This window comes from Mesorhizobium sp. M1D.F.Ca.ET.231.01.1.1, assembly GCF_003999155.2.
In the GTDB taxonomy this organism is placed as follows: domain Bacteria; phylum Pseudomonadota; class Alphaproteobacteria; order Rhizobiales; family Rhizobiaceae; genus Mesorhizobium.
Window position 1 is genome coordinate 266,639 of record NZ_RZOZ02000006.1, and the last position, 15,069, is coordinate 281,707.

The 15,069-nt window shown below is 64.8% G+C and carries 15 protein-coding genes; 6 read left to right on the forward strand and 9 right to left on the reverse strand.

The window, feature by feature from the left end:
* Positions 1–110: 110 nt before the first annotated feature.
* A complete protein-coding gene (gene ubiA / locus EN874_RS18485; protein ID WP_168247530.1) occupies positions 111–1,094 on the forward strand; it encodes a 4-hydroxybenzoate octaprenyltransferase in 984 nt (327 codons plus the stop codon).
* A 236-nt stretch (positions 1,095–1,330) separates the two neighbouring features.
* Here the strand turns inward: ubiA and EN874_RS18495 are convergent, their stop codons facing one another.
* The 3 genes from EN874_RS18495 to EN874_RS18505 all read right to left on the reverse strand — a co-directional run bounded on the left by EN874_RS18495 (position 1,331) and on the right by EN874_RS18505 (position 4,555).
* Positions 1,331–1,897: a DUF6101 family protein gene (locus EN874_RS18495; protein ID WP_127426378.1), complete on the reverse strand. Its 567-nt coding sequence runs from the start codon at positions 1,895–1,897 to the stop codon at positions 1,331–1,333.
* Between the two features lie 185 nt (positions 1,898–2,082).
* Complete coding sequence (locus EN874_RS18500; protein WP_127426379.1) at positions 2,083–3,513, reverse strand: FAD-binding oxidoreductase; 1,431 nt, start codon at positions 3,511–3,513, stop codon at positions 2,083–2,085.
* Between the two features lie 79 nt (positions 3,514–3,592).
* Positions 3,593–4,555: an L-threonylcarbamoyladenylate synthase gene (locus tag EN874_RS18505; RefSeq protein WP_245513614.1), complete on the reverse strand. Its 963-nt coding sequence runs from the start codon at positions 4,553–4,555 to the stop codon at positions 3,593–3,595.
* Between the two features lie 268 nt (positions 4,556–4,823).
* Between EN874_RS18505 and EN874_RS18510 the strand changes: the two genes are divergently transcribed.
* Complete coding sequence (locus tag EN874_RS18510; protein WP_127426380.1) at positions 4,824–5,327, forward strand: hypothetical protein; 504 nt, start codon at positions 4,824–4,826, stop codon at positions 5,325–5,327.
* A gap of 78 nt (positions 5,328–5,405) precedes the next feature.
* On the opposite strand, the gene EN874_RS33725 is transcribed toward EN874_RS18510, so the two are convergent.
* The 3 genes from EN874_RS33725 to EN874_RS18525 all read right to left on the reverse strand — a co-directional run bounded on the left by EN874_RS33725 (position 5,406) and on the right by EN874_RS18525 (position 8,640).
* Positions 5,406–5,747: an ATPase gene (locus tag EN874_RS33725; RefSeq protein WP_168247531.1), complete on the reverse strand. Its 342-nt coding sequence runs from the start codon at positions 5,745–5,747 to the stop codon at positions 5,406–5,408.
* Between the two features lie 268 nt (positions 5,748–6,015).
* Positions 6,016–8,169, reverse strand: a complete 2,154-nt coding sequence (glyS, locus tag EN874_RS18520) for a glycine--tRNA ligase subunit beta (RefSeq protein WP_127426381.1) — start codon at positions 8,167–8,169, stop codon at positions 6,016–6,018.
* Positions 8,170–8,238: 69 nt separating this feature from the next.
* Positions 8,239–8,640 carry a DUF559 domain-containing protein gene (locus EN874_RS18525; RefSeq protein ID WP_127426382.1) on the reverse strand — a complete coding sequence of 134 codons (402 nt, stop codon included), beginning with the start codon at positions 8,638–8,640 and terminating at the stop codon, positions 8,239–8,241.
* A 253-nt stretch (positions 8,641–8,893) separates the two neighbouring features.
* On the opposite strand from EN874_RS18525, the gene EN874_RS18530 reads away from it, so the two are divergent.
* Positions 8,894–9,073, forward strand: a complete 180-nt coding sequence (locus EN874_RS18530) for a hypothetical protein (protein ID WP_127426383.1) — start codon at positions 8,894–8,896, stop codon at positions 9,071–9,073.
* Here EN874_RS18530 and EN874_RS18535 read toward each other — a convergent pair.
* Positions 9,070–10,014, reverse strand: coding sequence for a glycine--tRNA ligase subunit alpha (locus EN874_RS18535; protein WP_126085284.1), 945 nt, complete (start codon positions 10,012–10,014; stop codon positions 9,070–9,072). The genes EN874_RS18530 and EN874_RS18535 overlap by 4 nt on opposite strands.
* A gap of 170 nt (positions 10,015–10,184) precedes the next feature.
* On the opposite strand from EN874_RS18535, the gene EN874_RS18540 reads away from it, so the two are divergent.
* Positions 10,185–10,646 carry a GNAT family N-acetyltransferase gene (locus tag EN874_RS18540; protein WP_127426384.1) on the forward strand — a complete coding sequence of 154 codons (462 nt, stop codon included), beginning with the start codon at positions 10,185–10,187 and terminating at the stop codon, positions 10,644–10,646.
* A gap of 50 nt (positions 10,647–10,696) precedes the next feature.
* Here EN874_RS18540 and EN874_RS18545 read toward each other — a convergent pair whose 3' ends face one another.
* Entirely contained in the window at positions 10,697–12,472 is a 1,776-nt protein-coding gene (locus tag EN874_RS18545; protein WP_127426385.1) for a tetratricopeptide repeat protein, read from the reverse strand.
* 292 nt (positions 12,473–12,764) lie between these two features.
* Positions 12,765–13,778, reverse strand: a complete 1,014-nt coding sequence (locus EN874_RS18550) for a polyprenyl synthetase family protein (protein WP_126085287.1) — start codon at positions 13,776–13,778, stop codon at positions 12,765–12,767.
* 163 nt (positions 13,779–13,941) lie between these two features.
* Between EN874_RS18550 and EN874_RS18555 the strand changes: the two genes are divergently transcribed.
* The gene (locus EN874_RS18555; protein WP_059186744.1) at positions 13,942–14,166 is read left to right on the forward strand and encodes a DUF2007 domain-containing protein; all 225 of its coding nucleotides are present in this window, start codon (positions 13,942–13,944) and stop codon (positions 14,164–14,166) included.
* Positions 14,166–14,975 (forward strand): methyltransferase, encoded by an 810-nt coding sequence (locus tag EN874_RS18560; protein ID WP_127426386.1) that lies wholly within the window; start codon positions 14,166–14,168, stop codon positions 14,973–14,975. The genes EN874_RS18555 and EN874_RS18560 overlap by 1 nt, the downstream gene beginning before the upstream one ends.
* Positions 14,976–15,069: the final 94 nt, after the last annotated feature.

The following is a 15,069-nucleotide window of genomic DNA, read 5'->3' on the forward strand; positions in this document are numbered from 1 at the left end:
CTATCTCTTTGTTTCCGCGCAATTCCGGACGGAAAACCGCTTCGCACTTTTCCTGGAATTGCTCCAGGCGGCCGCTTGACGGCGCCCATCGCTGCTGCCACTCCATCGCGATGGAAACCATCCAGTCGAAAGCCGCCCAGGGCCGCGTCGCCGACGCGCCGAGCGGTCATTGGGTCTACCGGGTGCTGCCGCGCTGGCTGTGGCCCTATGCGCAGCTCGCGCGCTGGGACCGGCCGATCGGCTGGCAGCTGCTTTTGTGGCCCTGCTGGTGGTCGGCGGCCCTTGCGGCAAGCGCCTATCCGCGGCCGACGGACCCGCTGCTGACGCTGCTGCCGGCGCCGTGGTACCTGTTCATGTTCTTCGTCGGCGCCGTCGCCATGCGCGGCGCCGGCTGCACCTATAACGACATCGTCGACGAGGACATCGACAACCAGGTCGAGCGCACCCGCTCGCGGCCGCTGCCGGCCGGCAAGGTGACGCGTCGCCAGGCCTGGGCGTTCCTCGTCATCCAGGCGCTGGTCGGGCTTGGCGTGCTCTTGCAGTTCAACAGCTTCGCCATTCCGCTCGGCATCGCTTCGCTGGCGATCGTCGCGATCTATCCGTTCATGAAGCGCATCACCCACTGGCCGCAATTCGTGCTGGGGCTCGCCTTCTCCTGGGGCGCGCTGATGGGATGGGCGGTCGAGTTCGGCGACCTCGATGGCCCGGCAATCATGCTCTATATCGGCTCGATCCTGTGGGTGATCGGCTACGACACGATCTACGCGCATCAGGACAAGGAAGACGACGCCATCGTCGGCGTGCGCTCGACGGCGCGGCTCTTCGGCGACAACACCAAGGCCTGGCTGGTCGGGCTCTACGGCGGCACGCTCGTCTGCTTCGCCATCGCCTTCGCTTCGGCGCAGGTGCCGATGCCGGCGCTGGCCGGGCTGATCGCCGCCGGCGCGCATATGGCGCGCCAGATCATCCGGCTCGATATCAACGATTCGGATCAGTGCCTGAGATTGTTCAAGTCGAACAACCAGGTCGGCTGGCTGATCTTCCTGGGGCTGATCGGCGGCGCGCTGTGGGTGGCGTTGAAGCCGCTGGTGTAGTCTCCTTCTCCCCGTCACTATACGGGGAGAAGGTGGCGGCAGCCGGATGAGGGGCAGCGCCAACCTTGGAGGCAAGATGAACTGCACAGCGGCGATACAGGATCAAATTTTGGGAGGGCCAAACATCAAAGTCGGCGCCGCCCCTCATCGCCCTGCCGGGCACTTCTCCCCGTATAGCGACGGGGAGAAGAAGGCTGTCATTGGCTGTTTCGCCAATCGCCGGCGTGACAGGCCGACTACTCCCGCGCGATGATTTCCTGGCCGCCGATGACGAGGCGCAGGCCGAGATTGCCGGTCCTGCGGCGGGCGAGGAAGCGCGGGCGGCGCATGTTGGAGACACGGCCCTTGCGGCGTTCCTGCGGCGGCAGCGCCTTGATGGCGGCGCCGAGCGATTCTTCCAGCGTGCGGGCGATGCCGTCGGCCTCGATCAGGAGCATCGGCAGGCGATAGGCGTCGGCCCAGGCGCGCCAGTCGGCGGCCACGTCGTCGAGATCGTCGGCGACAAGCAGAGGCACCGACAGCATGGGATCATTGTGCAGGAGTTCCAGCGTCACGGTGACGTTGCCGTCCGGATCTTCCATGGCGCGGGCGGCGACGCCGCGGAACGCGTTGGCGGGCAGCGCGATGATCGCCGGCACGCCGCTCATCTCCAGCATGCGCCGGATGACGGCGCCGCGCTGATCGATGGTGAAGGTAACATCGCCATAATCGTCGCGCGTGGCATAGCTTACCATCTGCGGCAGGCGAAACGGGTCGAGACGCATGTTGCGCCCCGCCCAGACTGGCTTCAGTCCAGTGTTCATCGAATGCCTTCCTGTTTCTCCTGAGGGCCGTTTTCCGGTTCTCTCCGGGCCGGTTTTTCCGGCCTCGTTATGAGGAGAAACATTAGCGCTCGCTTCTTACCGCCGCGCTTAAGAAAGTCAGTTAAATTTTGCTGATCGGAGCCGATGGTTATCGGAATGCAACCAGCCACAACATATTGGAAGGATCAGATAACCTTACCGGGATTCATGATACCGGCCGGATCGAACGCCGCCTTCACGCGGCGCATCAGGTCGATCGCCATCGGCGGCGCCGTGGCGATCAGCTCGTCGCGCTTCAGCTGGCCGATGCCATGCTCGGCCGAGATCGAGCCGTGGAAGGAGCGCACGACGTCGTGCACGGCCTTGTTCATCGGGCGGTAGAGGCCGAGGAACGCTTCGTCGTCACCGCCTTCGGGGCGGGAAATGTTGTAGTGCAAATTGCCGTCGCCCATATGGCCGAAGCAGACGACGCGCGCGTCGGGGCTGACGGACGCAACGGCGGTTGCCGCCTTCTCGATGAAGTCCGGGATCGAGGCGATGGGCACCGAAATGTCGTGCTTGATCGAAGCGCCCTCCGGCTTCTGGCACTCGGGCAGCGTCTCGCGGAAATTCCAAAAGGCATCGCCCTGGGCAAGGCTGGCCGCGACCACCGCGTCGCCGACGATGCCTTGCTCGAGGCCGGTTGAAAGAATCTCCTCGATCAGCGCCCTGCCGTCTTCTTCCGAACGGCCGGAGGAAACCTGCATCAACACATACCATGGCCAGTCGTCGGCCAGCGGCCGCGTCACGCCTTGCGCATGCTTGAGCGTGAAGTCGTAAGGCCGCTTGCCGATCAGCTCGAAAGCGGTGAGCGCGGCGCCGGCCTGGTCCATCGCCAGGGTGAACAGCGACAGCGCGTCGCGAGCCGAAGACAGGCCGGCAAAAGCGACCTCCCTGCCCTTCGGCTTGGGAAAGAGCTTCAGCACCGCGGCGGTGATGACACCAAGCGTGCCCTCGGCGCCGACGAAGAGGTCCTTCAAATCGTAGCCGGTGTTGTCTTTCTTCAATTTGCGCAGGTCGTCGAACACCTCGCCGGTCGGCAGCACCACCTCGACGCCGAGGCACAGCTCGCGCGCGTTGCCATAGGCAAGCACGCCGGTGCCGCCGGCATTCGAAGACAGATTGCCGCCGATCTGGCAGGAACCTTGGGCCGCGAGCGACAGCGGAAACAGCCGGTCGGCGGCATCGGCGGCTTCCTGCAGCGTCTGCAGGATCACGCCGGCCTCGGCGGTGACCGTGTTCGACAAAACATCGATCTCGCGGATGCGGTTCAGCCGCGACAGCGACAGCACGATGTCGTGCCCGGACCTGTCCGGCACCTGGGCGCCGACCAGCCCGGTATTGCCGCTTTGCGGCACGATCGGCGTTCCGGTCTCGGTCGCCAGCCGCATGATGCGGCTCACTTCCTCGACGCTGCCCGGCCGCAGCACCAGCGAGGTCCGGCCATGCCAGAGGCCGCGCCGCTCGGTTATGTAAGGCGCGATGTCGGCCTGGTCGCGCAGCGCGTATTTGTCGCCGACGATTGCCGCGAAGCGGTCGATGAGGGCGGGATCGAGGTCGAAGGGTTGGTCGTTCATGGGCCCGAACCTAGAGCAATTCCAGGAAAAGTGTGAAGCGGTTTTCCGTCCGGAATTGCGTCAAGACAAAGAGATAGGCTCAGGCGATCTTGTCACGCGGGGCGGCGGCGCGCACGAGGCGGTCGTTAATCGCCTCGCCCAGGCCGTCGGCCGGAATCGGCTCGACGGCGATGGTGGCGGCACCGCTGCGGTCGAGCGCCTGCATGTAGGCGAACAGGTTGGTGGCCGCCTCGCGCAGATCGCCGGCCTCGGAAAGATTGCGCACCGCGACCGCATTGCGCCAGCCTTCGGCACGATCACGGCCGAAGGCGAGCAGCGCCTCTCCTTCGCCGATTTTTTCGGCATTGAGCCGGACCGATGCGCCCGGCGCATAGTGCGAGGCGAGCATGCCGGGCGCCTCGATGCCGGCAGCGCCGCGCATCATCTTCATGCCCACAACTGCTTCGATATCCTCGGCAGCGATACCGCCCGGCCTCAGCAGCCGCAGCTCGCCGTCCTCGATCTTGACGATGGTGGATTCCAGGCCGACCGGCGTCGCGCCGCCATCGACCACCAGCTTGATCTTCCCGCCAAGATCGGCCGCCACCGCCTCGGCCGTGGTGGCGCTGATCCTGCCGGAGGAATTGGCGCTGGGAGCCGCGAGCGGCCGGCCGAGCCGCGAGATCAGCTCGCCGCCAAAACCTTTCGGCATGCGCAGCGCGATCGTGTCCAGCCCGGCGGTGACCAGCGGATGGATGCCGTTTTCTTCACGCTGCGGCAGCACCAGTGTCAGCGGACCTGGCCAGAAGGCCTTGGCGAGTTTCTTCGACAGCGGGTCAAACGCGGCAATTCGGCTTGCCATGGCGAGATCGGCGACATGCGCGATCAGCGGGTTGAAGCGCGGGCGGCCCTTGGCCTCGAAGATGCGCGCCACAGCGAGGCCGTTCGTTGCGTCGCCGGCCAGCCCGTAAACGGTCTCGGTCGGGATGGCGACGATATCGCCGCCCTCGAGCAGACCCTGCGCCCGCTCCATTGCCTCGCCGACGGCAAGTATCTCAGCCAAATTGGTCACCAATCATCAATATGCCGGTCCCGTAATACGGCTGGGAATGCGGGGCAAGGCGGGCAGTGGCGATTTATCAATCCCTAAAATGCTAAGTTTCCGCGCAAGCCGGCATCAATTCGCCGCCGCTAGGCTACGGATTTCTGGGTGTTGGGCTCGGGGAGTTATCGTGATGCGTATGCTTTGCTTTGACGCAAATCCGAACGGACGGCCGTCACGCATTTTTCCTGGAATTGCACTGGCAGCGGTCGGTATCGGGCTTTTGGCGATGACCGGCTTGGCGCAGGCTTCGTCCATCGTCGTGCTTGGCGTTGCCACCTCGACGCCATCCGTTGTCAGGCTGCCCTCGATCGAGCCCGGTAGGGTCTCCGCGGCTTCCACGCCGTCCATAGTGGCGCTCGACGAGCCGGTGCCAGCCGTCACCGAAGAGAAGGTGGCCGCAATCCCGGAGAAGTCCGGGCAGAGGCATGCGCAGGCGCCGACGATCATTCGCGGCGGTATCGTAGGTGGCGCTTCAGCAGCGCCCGCTGCGAGCGCCTCGGCCACAGCGCCGGCGGCTGCAACACCGGCAAACGGCAGCGCGCCGGCTGCGGCCACGCCTCCCAACGGCACGGCCGCGGCGCCCCCCAACGGCGACGCCAAAGCGGCCGATGACAAGGCCGCCGCCGAGAACAAGGCGGCCGCGACCGCAAGCGCCTCGGACGAACAGGCGCAATCGAAAGCCCAACCGCAAGAACCTCCGGTATCGCCGCGCTTCAGCAAGGCAATGTAGGCGCGCAAACCTTCAGGACCGACAGAGGGGCGACGCCTGCCGCGTCGTCCCTCCTGCTTTCAACCGGGAAGAAACGGCTCAGGCCGCTTCTTCCTTGTCGTCGTCTTCAGACTCGTCTTCTTCGTCGTCCTCGCCGTCTTCGTCCTCATCGTCGCCCGAGGCCTTGGCTTCCCCGTCTTCGTCTTCGTCTTCGTCGGCGTCCTCATCGTCGTCGCCGTCTTCGTCGTCCTCGTCGTCGCCCGAGGCCGTGGCTTCCCCGTCGGCGTCTTCGTCGCCTTCTTCCTCATCGTCTTCGGACGGATCGACGGCTTCGACCGCCGCGGCGGCGGCATGGTCGAGGATGTTGTCGGAAGCGGTTTCGGTGGCCTCGGCGGCGGCCGGGGTCTCTTCAGTCAATTCGATATCGTGAACGGAATTCATGGCATGCCTCCGTGGTTGGGGAACGTCCTGAGGCGTGTCGCGCCGAAATGAATTTCAGGCGACGCGGCTCAGGTCTTTGCTTGATGCATGTCGTTGTCCCAGAACCGCTGAACACTTCTGGGCGACATGCATTGGTTCTCCCATGCGGAGGTCATCGTCGTATGACTGTAAGCCGGCTCCGGCGCATTAAATTTGGCCGCCAAATTGTCGAAGCGCGCCCGCGCCTTGTGAGGCGCGGGCTGCTTCGGATCGGCAATTTCTTGAGCAGTCAGCCGACGATTTTTGAAAAATCGGCGACCTGGTCGGTGGCGGCGCGGATGCGGGCAAGCAGCGCCAGGCGGTTGGCGCGCACGGCCTGGTCCTCATCATTCACGAGAACGCCTTCAAAGAATGAATCAACAGGTTCGCGCAACACGCTAAGCGTCAGCATGGCGGCGGAAAAATCTTCATTTTGAATTGCTTGGCCGGCTTCCTTCTCGGCCTGATTCACCGCGGAAAACAGCATCTTTTCGGCGTCTTCGCGGAACAGCGCCGGCTCAACGGTCTCGGCGACCAGCGTTTTCTTCTTCTCCTCGGCGGCCAGGATGTTGGCGGCGCGCTTGGTGCCGGCGAGCAGGTTCTTGCCGTCCTCGGTGTCGAGCAGGGAGCCCAGCGCCTCGACGCGACGGACGATCTGCAGAAGGTCGTCGGACTGCGGGGTAATGACGGCATCGATCAGATCGTACCGCGCGCCCTGGTCGCGCAGATAGACTTTCAAGCGGTCGTGGAAGAAGGCAAGCAGGTCGGATATCTGCCTGGCCCCGTCCGTAAAATTCGCAAAGGCCTTGGCGAAGACCGACGTCAGTCCCAGGCGAACGCGGTTCTCGATCAGGATCCTGACCACGCCGAGCGCAGCGCGGCGCAGTGCGAACGGGTCCTTGCTGCCGGTCGGCTTTTCATCGATCGCCCAGAAGCCGGTGAGCGTGTCGAGCTTGTCGGCAAGCGCCACCGCAACCGACACCGTGTCGGTTGGCACCCGGTCGGACGGGCCTTGCGGCTTGTAGTGTTCTTCGGCGGCTGCCGCGACGGATGGATGCTCGCCCTGCAGCAGCGCATATTTGCGGCCCATGGCGCCCTGCAGTTCCGGAAACTCGCCGACCACCTCGGTCTGCAGGTCGGCCTTGGCGAGGACCGCGGCGCGGGCGACGAGCGCGGGATCGGCGCCGACGACCGGCGCCAGCTCTTCAGCAAGCTTCTTGATCCGCGCGACCCGCTCCCCTTGCGTGCCCAGCTTGGCATGGAAGGTGACGCTGAGATGATCGAGCCGCGCCATGCGCTGGTCGAGCGGCTTCTTCAGGTCCAGCTCGAACTTCGCCGCCGACTCCTGCAGCGTGCCGAGGTCCGGCAGGTCGCCCTGGTCGGTCTTCCAGAAATAGAGCGCGTCGGAAAGGCGCGCCCGCACCACCTTGCCGTTGCCGTAGGCGATCTCCTTGCCGCCATCCTTTGCCTCGATGTTGGCGACGAGGATGAAGCGGTTGGAGAGGTCCTCGGCCGCGCCTTGCGGCCGGGTGACAAAACACTTCTGGTTGGCGCGGATGGTGAGCCGGATGACCTCGGCCGGAATGGTGAGGAAGTCCTGCTCGAACTCGCCCATCAGCACGATCGGCCATTCGACCAGGCCGGAGATTTCCTCCAGCAGGCCTTCGTCCTCGACGAGATCGAGGCCGTTGGCGAAGGCGACGTTGCGCGCGTCGGCGAGGATGATCTCCTTGCGCCGGTCGGCATCGAGCACGACCTTTGCCGCCTCGAGCTTGGCCACGTAGTCGTCGAAACGGCGAACGGTGATCTGCCCCGGCGCATGGAAGCGGTGGCCAAAGGTGACGTTGCCGGAGCGGATGCCGTCGATCTCGAAGTCGACCACCACCGGCTCCTCGGTCTCCGGGCCGAAGGTGCAGACGATGGACTGCAGCGGCCGCACCCAGCGCAGCGAGCCGGGCTTGGCCGAGGCCGGCCCCCAGCGCATCGATTTCGGCCAGGGAAAGTCTTTGATAATGCCGGGCACCAGCTCGGCAATGATCTCCTCCGCCGCCCTGCCCGGCTTCGCGATGTGGGCGACGTAAAAGTCGCCCTTCTTCGGATCGGAATGGACATGCGCCTCGGCGATCGATGAAAGGCCTGCCTTGCGCAGGAAGCCCTGCACCGCCTGCTCGGGCGCCGTGGTCGAGGGACCCTTGATCTCCTCGCGAATGTCCTTCGATCGCGCCGTCAGCCCGCGGATGTCCAACGCCAGGCGCCGCGGTGTCCAGTATTCGCGCGCCGCCTCGTAGGTCAGCCCCGCCTCGACAAGACCGTCGGTCAGCATCTTCCTGAGATCGCCGGCAGCCTTGCGCTGCATGCGCGCGGGGATTTCCTCGGAGCGAAGTTCCAGGAGTAGGTCAGGCATAGTTAAGCTCCCACCCTCCCCCTCGATGGGGAGGGTCGGCGCGTAGCGCCGGGGTGGGGTGGCGGCCTCTCAGCTGCCATTACCTTCGGCACCGTCGCGCAGATGCAGGTGTAATTTCCGTTCTTCCACCGCCGCATAGATTGTATCGAGGACGGAATCCAGTTCGTTTTTTATCTCGTGATTCCAGAAACGGACAACGCGGTAGCCCTGGCTTTCAAACCACCGCGTTCGAGCTTCATCATGGCGCAGCTGATCATCGGCACCATGGTGGGAGCCATCCACCTCAATAATCAGCTTCAGCCGATGTGAGATAAAGTCGGGATAGTAGCCACCAACCGATGCTTGCCGACGAAAGTGCGTGCCTTCGACTGGGATGCGCCAGAGGTGCCGCCACAACCTGCGTTCCTCGTCGGTCATCGCCGCGCGCAGCGTTCGCGCGGACTGCAACTTGAAGCGATCAAGTTTTGGCATAGGGAAGCGCCCGTCACCCCCACCCGCCGCTTCGCGGCGACCTCCCCCATCAAGGGGGAGGTAGAGGGCGCATAGCAACTCGGCCAGCCGCTGTCACCCTGCCTGCCGATCGCCAATCAGACCTATATCGGGAAATTTTCAGTTCTTTGTCGGGACGACGCGTGCCCACCCGTCCTAAGAGCAGACATCCCATGAACCAAACGCGGCACTGAAGCGACCAACGCTCAGGCGGAGAACTATTGGCTGAACGACAATGAAAACGGCATCGAGAACCCTGCAGATCCTGGCACTGAGCGCCTGCTTCGCCGCCCAGATGCATGGCACGTTCTCGATGCCTGGCGTGAGGCAGGCCCTGCGCACGATCGATGGCGCAAGCAGCCAGAGCGCGTTGCCGCCGACCGTCGCCGAGATCGCGAAAGCCTTGCTGACTTAAGCCGCCAGACCGCCCGCCTGCGTCTGCAGGAACGCCTCGCCGCAGGCCTTGGCGAGGTTACGGACACGCAAGATGTAGCTCTGGCGCTCGGTGACGGAGATCACGCCGCGCGCGTCGAGCAGGTTGAAGACGTGGCTCGCCTTGATGCACTGGTCATAGGCCGGAAAGACCATACGGTGCGCCGCCAGATTGTCATTCGACGCCGGCGCACCGGCGGCAAGCAGCGCCTTGCACTCGGCCTCGGCATCCTCGAAATGCCGCAGCAGCATCGCGGTGTTGGCGAATTCGAAATTGTGGCGCGAATATTCCTGCTCGGCCTGCAGGAAGACATCGCCATAGGTGACCTTCTCGGCGCCCTCGCGGCCGTTGAAGTTCAAGTCGTAGACATTGTCGACGCCCTGCACATACATGGCGAGGCGCTCGAGCCCATAGGTGAGCTCGCCCGCCACCGGCGCGCATTCGATGCCGCAGACCTGCTGGAAATAGGTGAACTGCGACACTTCCATGCCGTCACACCAGCACTCCCAGCCGAGACCCCAGGCACCCAGCGTCGGGCTTTCCCAGTCGTCCTCGACGAAGCGGATGTCATGCAGCAGCGGATCGACGCCGATCGCCTCGAGCGAGCCGAGATAAAGCTCCTGCAGGTTCGGCGGGTTCGGCTTCAGGATCACCTGGTACTGATAGTAATGCTGCAGCCGGTTCGGGTTCTCGCCGTAACGGCCGTCCTTCGGACGCCGCGACGGCTGCACGTAAGCCGCGTTCCAGCGACGCGGACCGAGCGCGCGCAAGGTGGTCGCCGGATGGAAGGTGCCGGCGCCGACTTCCATGTCGTAGGGCTGCAGGATCACGCAGCCATAGGCAGCCCAGTAATTGTGCAGCGTCAGGATCAGCCCCTGGAAGGAGCGGCTGGGGTGCATGTGGGCAGGAATGTCGATGGTCACGGCGGCCTCGGAAAGCGCTGGGATTCGAGCCTTCCCTAGTTGCCGGGCCGGCAAGCGTCAAGGCAGGCGCCGCATCACGGAGAGGTTGAACGCTTTGCCGGCGGCTGGCCCATTGCCGGGCGTCGCAGCAGGCCGTTTGCTCGCCTGACCGTAACGACAGAGATTCCGCAATGCCCGGTCAACTCACCGTCCGTTCCGTCAACCGGCAGGACCACGAGCAATGGCTGCCGCTCTGGGACGGCTACAACGCCTTCTACGGCCGCTCGGGCGAGACCGCGCTTGCCGGCGAGATCACGCAGATGACCTGGTCGCGCTTCTTCGACGCCTACGAGCCGGTGCATGCGCTGGTGGCCGAGCGCGACGGCAAGCTTCTCGGCCTCGTCCACTATCTCTACCACCGCTCGACAACGGCGATCGGGCCGAACTGCTATCTGCAGGATCTCTTCACGTCGCAGGCGGTGCGCGGCCAGGGTGTCGGCCGGGCTCTGATCGAAGGCGTCTACGAGCGCGCAAAAGCCGCTGGCTCTGGCCGCGTCTACTGGCTGACGCATGAGACCAACCACACCGCCATGCAGCTCTACGACAAGATCGGCGAGCGCTCGGGATTTGTCATGTACCGCAAACTCTTCTGAATCGAAAACGGGGCTCAGCGAGCCCCGTTTCTTGAACAGCTCCGGCGGTTTCAGCCTTTCGGCGCAGCCGGCGCGACCGGTTTCACCTTCGGGGTTTCCTGCGCCGTGTTGGATTCGATCGGCGGCAGACCCTTGAGCAGCTTCTGCTGCAGCGTGGCGAGCACGTCCGGATCCGGCTTCAGGTCGCGCGCCTGGGTCCATTGGAAGGTCGCTTCCAGCTTGCGGCCGACGCGCCAGTAGGCGTCGCCCAGATGATCGTTGAGGACCGGATCCTCGGGCTTCAGCGAAACGGCGCGCTCCATTTCGCGCACGGCGTCGTCGAAGCGGCCGAGGCGGTAGTAGGCCCATCCAAGCGAATCGACGATGTAGCCGTCGCTTGGCCTGAGATCCACGGCCTTCTGGATCATCGCCAGGCCTTCCTTGAGGTTCGTGTTCATGTCGACCCAGGAATAGCCGAGATAGTTCAGAACCTGAGGCTGGTCGGGCTGCAGCTCGAGCGCCTTGCGGAAATTGGGCTCGGCCTTCGGCCATTCCTTCAGCCGCTCATAGGCGATGCCGCGCTGGTAGAAGATGTTCCAGTTGGCGGCGGTCGGCGTCTTCAGCTGCTCGGCAGCCTTGTCGTAGAGATTGGCGGCCGAGCGGAAATCCTCCTTGGAGGAGTAGACGCCGCCAAGCGCCAGATAGCCGCGCATGTCGGTCGGATGCGCATCGACATAGCCCTTGAGATGCGCGATCGCCTCGTCGTGACGGTCGATGTCTGCGAGGTTCAGACCAAGCTGCAGCTCCGACAGCTGCTTCAGCGGCGAGGTGGCCGGAATGCGGCGATAGAGCGCGATCGCGGCTTCGCCGTCCTTCAACTGCTCGGCGACCGCCGCGAGCTGCACGAGGGCGGCGTCGCTGTCCGGCTTCAGCGCCAGCGCATATTGCAGATAGAGCCGCACGAAGGGCTCGCCGCCGCCACGGTTGAGCGCGGTGGCGAGATCGAGCAGAATTTCCGAGGCGCCGTCCGCCGGAGTGGCGACCAGCAGCTCGATCTTGTCGCCCTTGTTGATCCTGTCGCGCAGCGTGGTGATTTCCAGCTTGCCCGGCGCGAAGGCTTCGGCCTGGTTCAGCACCGCAACCGCCTTTGCCTTGTCGCCCTTGCGGGCGAGGAAGGAGGCATAGGCCTGGGCATTGCGCATCCACGTCTCGGGCGCGGAGCCGCCCGCGGCCGTGTCGGCCAGGGTGGCGGCATAGATCTCATCGGCCTTGTCGGTGAGGCCGGCAGCGTCTGCGATGAGCGCGCGATGGAAGGACTTGAACAGGCCGAACCAGTCCGGCCCCTTGAGCTTGTCGATCGAAGCCATCGCCTCGGACGCATCGCCCGCGCCTTCCTTGGCCCAGCCGTCCATGACGCCGGAGAGCAGCCGGTCGAGATCGGATTCGAGCGACAGCTTCAGCCAGTACTGGGCCTTGGCGTAGTCCTTCTTGTGGAAGGAATCGACAGCAAGCGCCAGGCGCGAGAAGCGCTCGACATCGGGCACTTCCTTGAGCTTGTCGGCATAAACCAGCGATTCCTCGAAGCGGCCCTGCGCGACGAGCGCCAGCATCAGGCTCTGCTGCAGGTCCGTGTCGTTGGGGGCAAAGGCCAGCGCCTGCTTGTAATAGGCGATGGCATTGTCGAGATCGTTGTCGCTCTCGGCGGTGTGAGCGGCGAGATAGGCGCCCGAGAAGGACGTGATCTGGATCGGTTGGGCGTTTTCCTTGGCATGGGCAGGCAGCGCCGACAGCGCCACACCCGTCAAAAATGCCAGCCTTGCCAGCCAGCGCGCACGTCCTTGCCGCATCGTATCCCTTTCAGCCAGACGCGATCCCGCCCTTGGCGGACCGCCCACAGACTCGATCTTTTCCAGACAAAGCATGGCCTTTTTGGGGTCACGCTTCAATCCGCGCGAATCACATTCGTGCCGCTCAACAGAGCATGGCCGCCGGGAATAATATCTGCATCCAGCCCTGACGTCGATTACCCGTCTGGCTGATGCGCCGATCTCCCATGGCAATCGATCGTTCTACAAACGGGTAGAGCGGAACCCCTCGGCGGCAACGGCATCGCACAGCGGACACCCGGAAACCAGGCTCTCAGTTGACGCGGCTGATGCAGAAATCGATGACGTCGATCAGCGCCGACTTCTGCGGCGTCGCCTCCAGCGGCGCCAGGGCGTCGCGGGCGATCTCGCCGAAGTGACGGGCGCGGCCGATCGTGTCGGCAATCGCCCCGTGGCGGGTCATCAGGCCGATCGCCTTCTCCAGCCCGGCATCGTCGGTGACATTGTCCTCGATCGCGCGCTTCCAGAAGGTGCGCTCGGCCTTGGTGCCGCGCCGGTAGGCGAGGATCACCGGCAGCGTCACCTTGCCCTCGCGGAAATCGTCGCCGACATTCTTGCCGAGCTCCTTGCTGGAGCCGCCATAGTCCAGCGCGTCGTCGATGAGCTGGAAGGCAAGGCCGAGATTCATGCCGTAGGAGCGCAGCGCGGCGCGATCGTTGCGGCTGGCCTGGGCGATTACCGGGCCGACCTCGGCAGCGGCCGAGAACAGGGCGGCGGTCTTGGCCTTGATGACCGCGAAATGCTCGTCCTCGGTGGTCTCCAGGTTCTTGGCGGCGGCCAGTTGCATCACCTCGCCCTCGGCGATGATGGAGGCGGCGCTCGACAGGATGTCCAAAGCTTCCAGCGAGCCGACCTCGACCATCATGCGAAAAGCCTGGCCGAGCAGGAAATCGCCGACCAGCACGCTCGCCTGGTTGCCCCAGATCATGCGCGCCGTCTTCTTGCCGCGGCGCAGCGCGCTTTCGTCGACGACGTCGTCATGCAGGAGCGTGGCCGTGTGCATGAACTCGACCGCGGTGGCGAGCTTGACATGGCCCTCGCCGGCATAGCCGAACATCTGGGCGGCGGCGAGCGTCAGCATCGGCCTGAGCCGCTTGCCGCCGGACGATATCAGGTGGTTGGCGACCTCGGGGATCATCTCGACGTCGGAGCCGGCCTTCGACAGGATCAGCTCGTTGACGCGTCCCATGTCGGCTGCCGTCAGATCGATGAGATCCTTGATGGAAGCAGGTTCCCGCTTGCCCTCGATATTCAGAACGACACCCACCACGATCACTCCCGTCTCGGTTGACGCGCACGACAACACCCTGGTCCCGACGGGACTCTAGGTCGGCACAACCGCGCACGGCAAGAGGCGAATTGGCGCGGCTTGGCTGGCGCGGGTCCGCCTCGACGTTTACATGAACGCCGCAACCTGCGATTTTCATTCCATGATTGAACTCGTCCGCACCAATGACGCCGTCCTCATCTCCTTCGTCGAATCGCTGATGCGCGACGCCGGCATCGCCTGCTTCGTCGCCGACCAGAACATGAGCGTGCTCGACGGATCTATCGGCATCCTGCCGAGGCGCATCATGGTCGATGCCGACAAGGCCGATGCGGCGCGGCGCATCCTGAAGGATGCCGGCATCGAGAACGAGATCCGCCGGAAATAATGCCCGCTCCCAGCAACCTCGCTCCCAACGCCTCGCAGGCCGACACCCCGGCCCATACGGTCGATGCCTTCCATCGCGGACGCTTCTGGCTGGTGCAGCCACGGCAAGGCCACCGCGCCGGCATGGATGCCATGATGCTGGCGGCGGCCGTGCCGTCGGTTTTCTCCGGCAGGCTCGCCGATTTTGGCGCCGGCGCCGGCGCCGCGGCCCTTGCCGTCCTGTCGCGCTGTCCGCAATCGCGCGCGGTGCTGGTCGAGCGCTCCGCCGAGATGGCCGGCTTTGCCGCCGCCACGCTCGCGCATCCGGGCAATGCGCATCTCGGCGACCGCGCCTCGGTGCTGACGGCCGACGTCACGCTTGCCGGCCGCGCACGGGCCGAAGCCGGGCTTGCCGACAACTCTTTCGACTTCGTCATCATGAACCCGCCCTTCAACGCCGCCGAGGATCGCGCCACCCCGGACGCGCTGCGCCGGGAAGCGCATGTCACGGAGGATGGGCTGTTCGAGCGCTGGATCAGGAGCGCGGCGGCGATCGTCAAGCCGCGCGGCGGGCTGGCGGCGATTGCCCGGCCGGAGCAGCTCGTCACCATGCTCGACGCGATCGAAGGCCGCTTCGGCGACGCCGAGATGCTCTGCGTCCATCCTCGCCCGGACGCGGCGGCGATCCGGATCGTCGTCAGGGCAGTGCTCGGCGCGCGCGGCAAGCTGTCGATCCGGCCGCCGCTGATCTTGCACGGACCGTCCGGCAACGGGCCGACGGAGCGGACCGAGATGATCAACAACGGGCTGGCGTCGCTGTTCGGCGATTGATCCTTGAAGCGCGTCGCGTTGAAACGGAACCAGGCGACGCGCTTCAAGGTACTATTTTATGCATGTCTTTTTCGCAAAACCGCCGCACACTTTT

Bases quoted from the DNA above. Each gene is read 5' to 3' on its own strand.
- EN874_RS18500 (WP_127426379.1), bottom strand. From the start codon at position 3,513: ATGAACGACCAACCCTTCGACCTCGATCCCGCCCTCATCGACCGCTTC.
- EN874_RS33725 (WP_168247531.1), bottom strand. From the start codon at position 5,747: ATGAATTCCGTTCACGATATCGAATTGACTGAAGAGACCCCGGCCGCC.
- EN874_RS18495 (WP_127426378.1), bottom strand. From the start codon at position 1,897: ATGAACACTGGACTGAAGCCAGTCTGGGCGGGGCGCAACATGCGTCTC.
- EN874_RS18555 (WP_059186744.1), top strand. From the start codon at position 13,942: ATGATTGAACTCGTCCGCACCAATGACGCCGTCCTCATCTCCTTCGTC.
- EN874_RS18510 (WP_127426380.1), top strand. From the start codon at position 4,824: ATGACCGGCTTGGCGCAGGCTTCGTCCATCGTCGTGCTTGGCGTTGCC.
- EN874_RS18545 (WP_127426385.1), bottom strand. From the start codon at position 12,472: ATGCGGCAAGGACGTGCGCGCTGGCTGGCAAGGCTGGCATTTTTGACG.
- glyS (WP_127426381.1), bottom strand. From the start codon at position 8,169: ATGCCTGACCTACTCCTGGAACTTCGCTCCGAGGAAATCCCCGCGCGC.
- EN874_RS18525 (WP_127426382.1), bottom strand. From the start codon at position 8,640: ATGCCAAAACTTGATCGCTTCAAGTTGCAGTCCGCGCGAACGCTGCGC.
- ubiA (WP_168247530.1), top strand. From the start codon at position 111: ATGGAAACCATCCAGTCGAAAGCCGCCCAGGGCCGCGTCGCCGACGCG.
- EN874_RS18530 (WP_127426383.1), top strand. From the start codon at position 8,894: ATGAAAACGGCATCGAGAACCCTGCAGATCCTGGCACTGAGCGCCTGC.
- EN874_RS18540 (WP_127426384.1), top strand. From the start codon at position 10,185: ATGCCCGGTCAACTCACCGTCCGTTCCGTCAACCGGCAGGACCACGAG.
- EN874_RS18560 (WP_127426386.1), top strand. From the start codon at position 14,166: ATGCCCGCTCCCAGCAACCTCGCTCCCAACGCCTCGCAGGCCGACACC.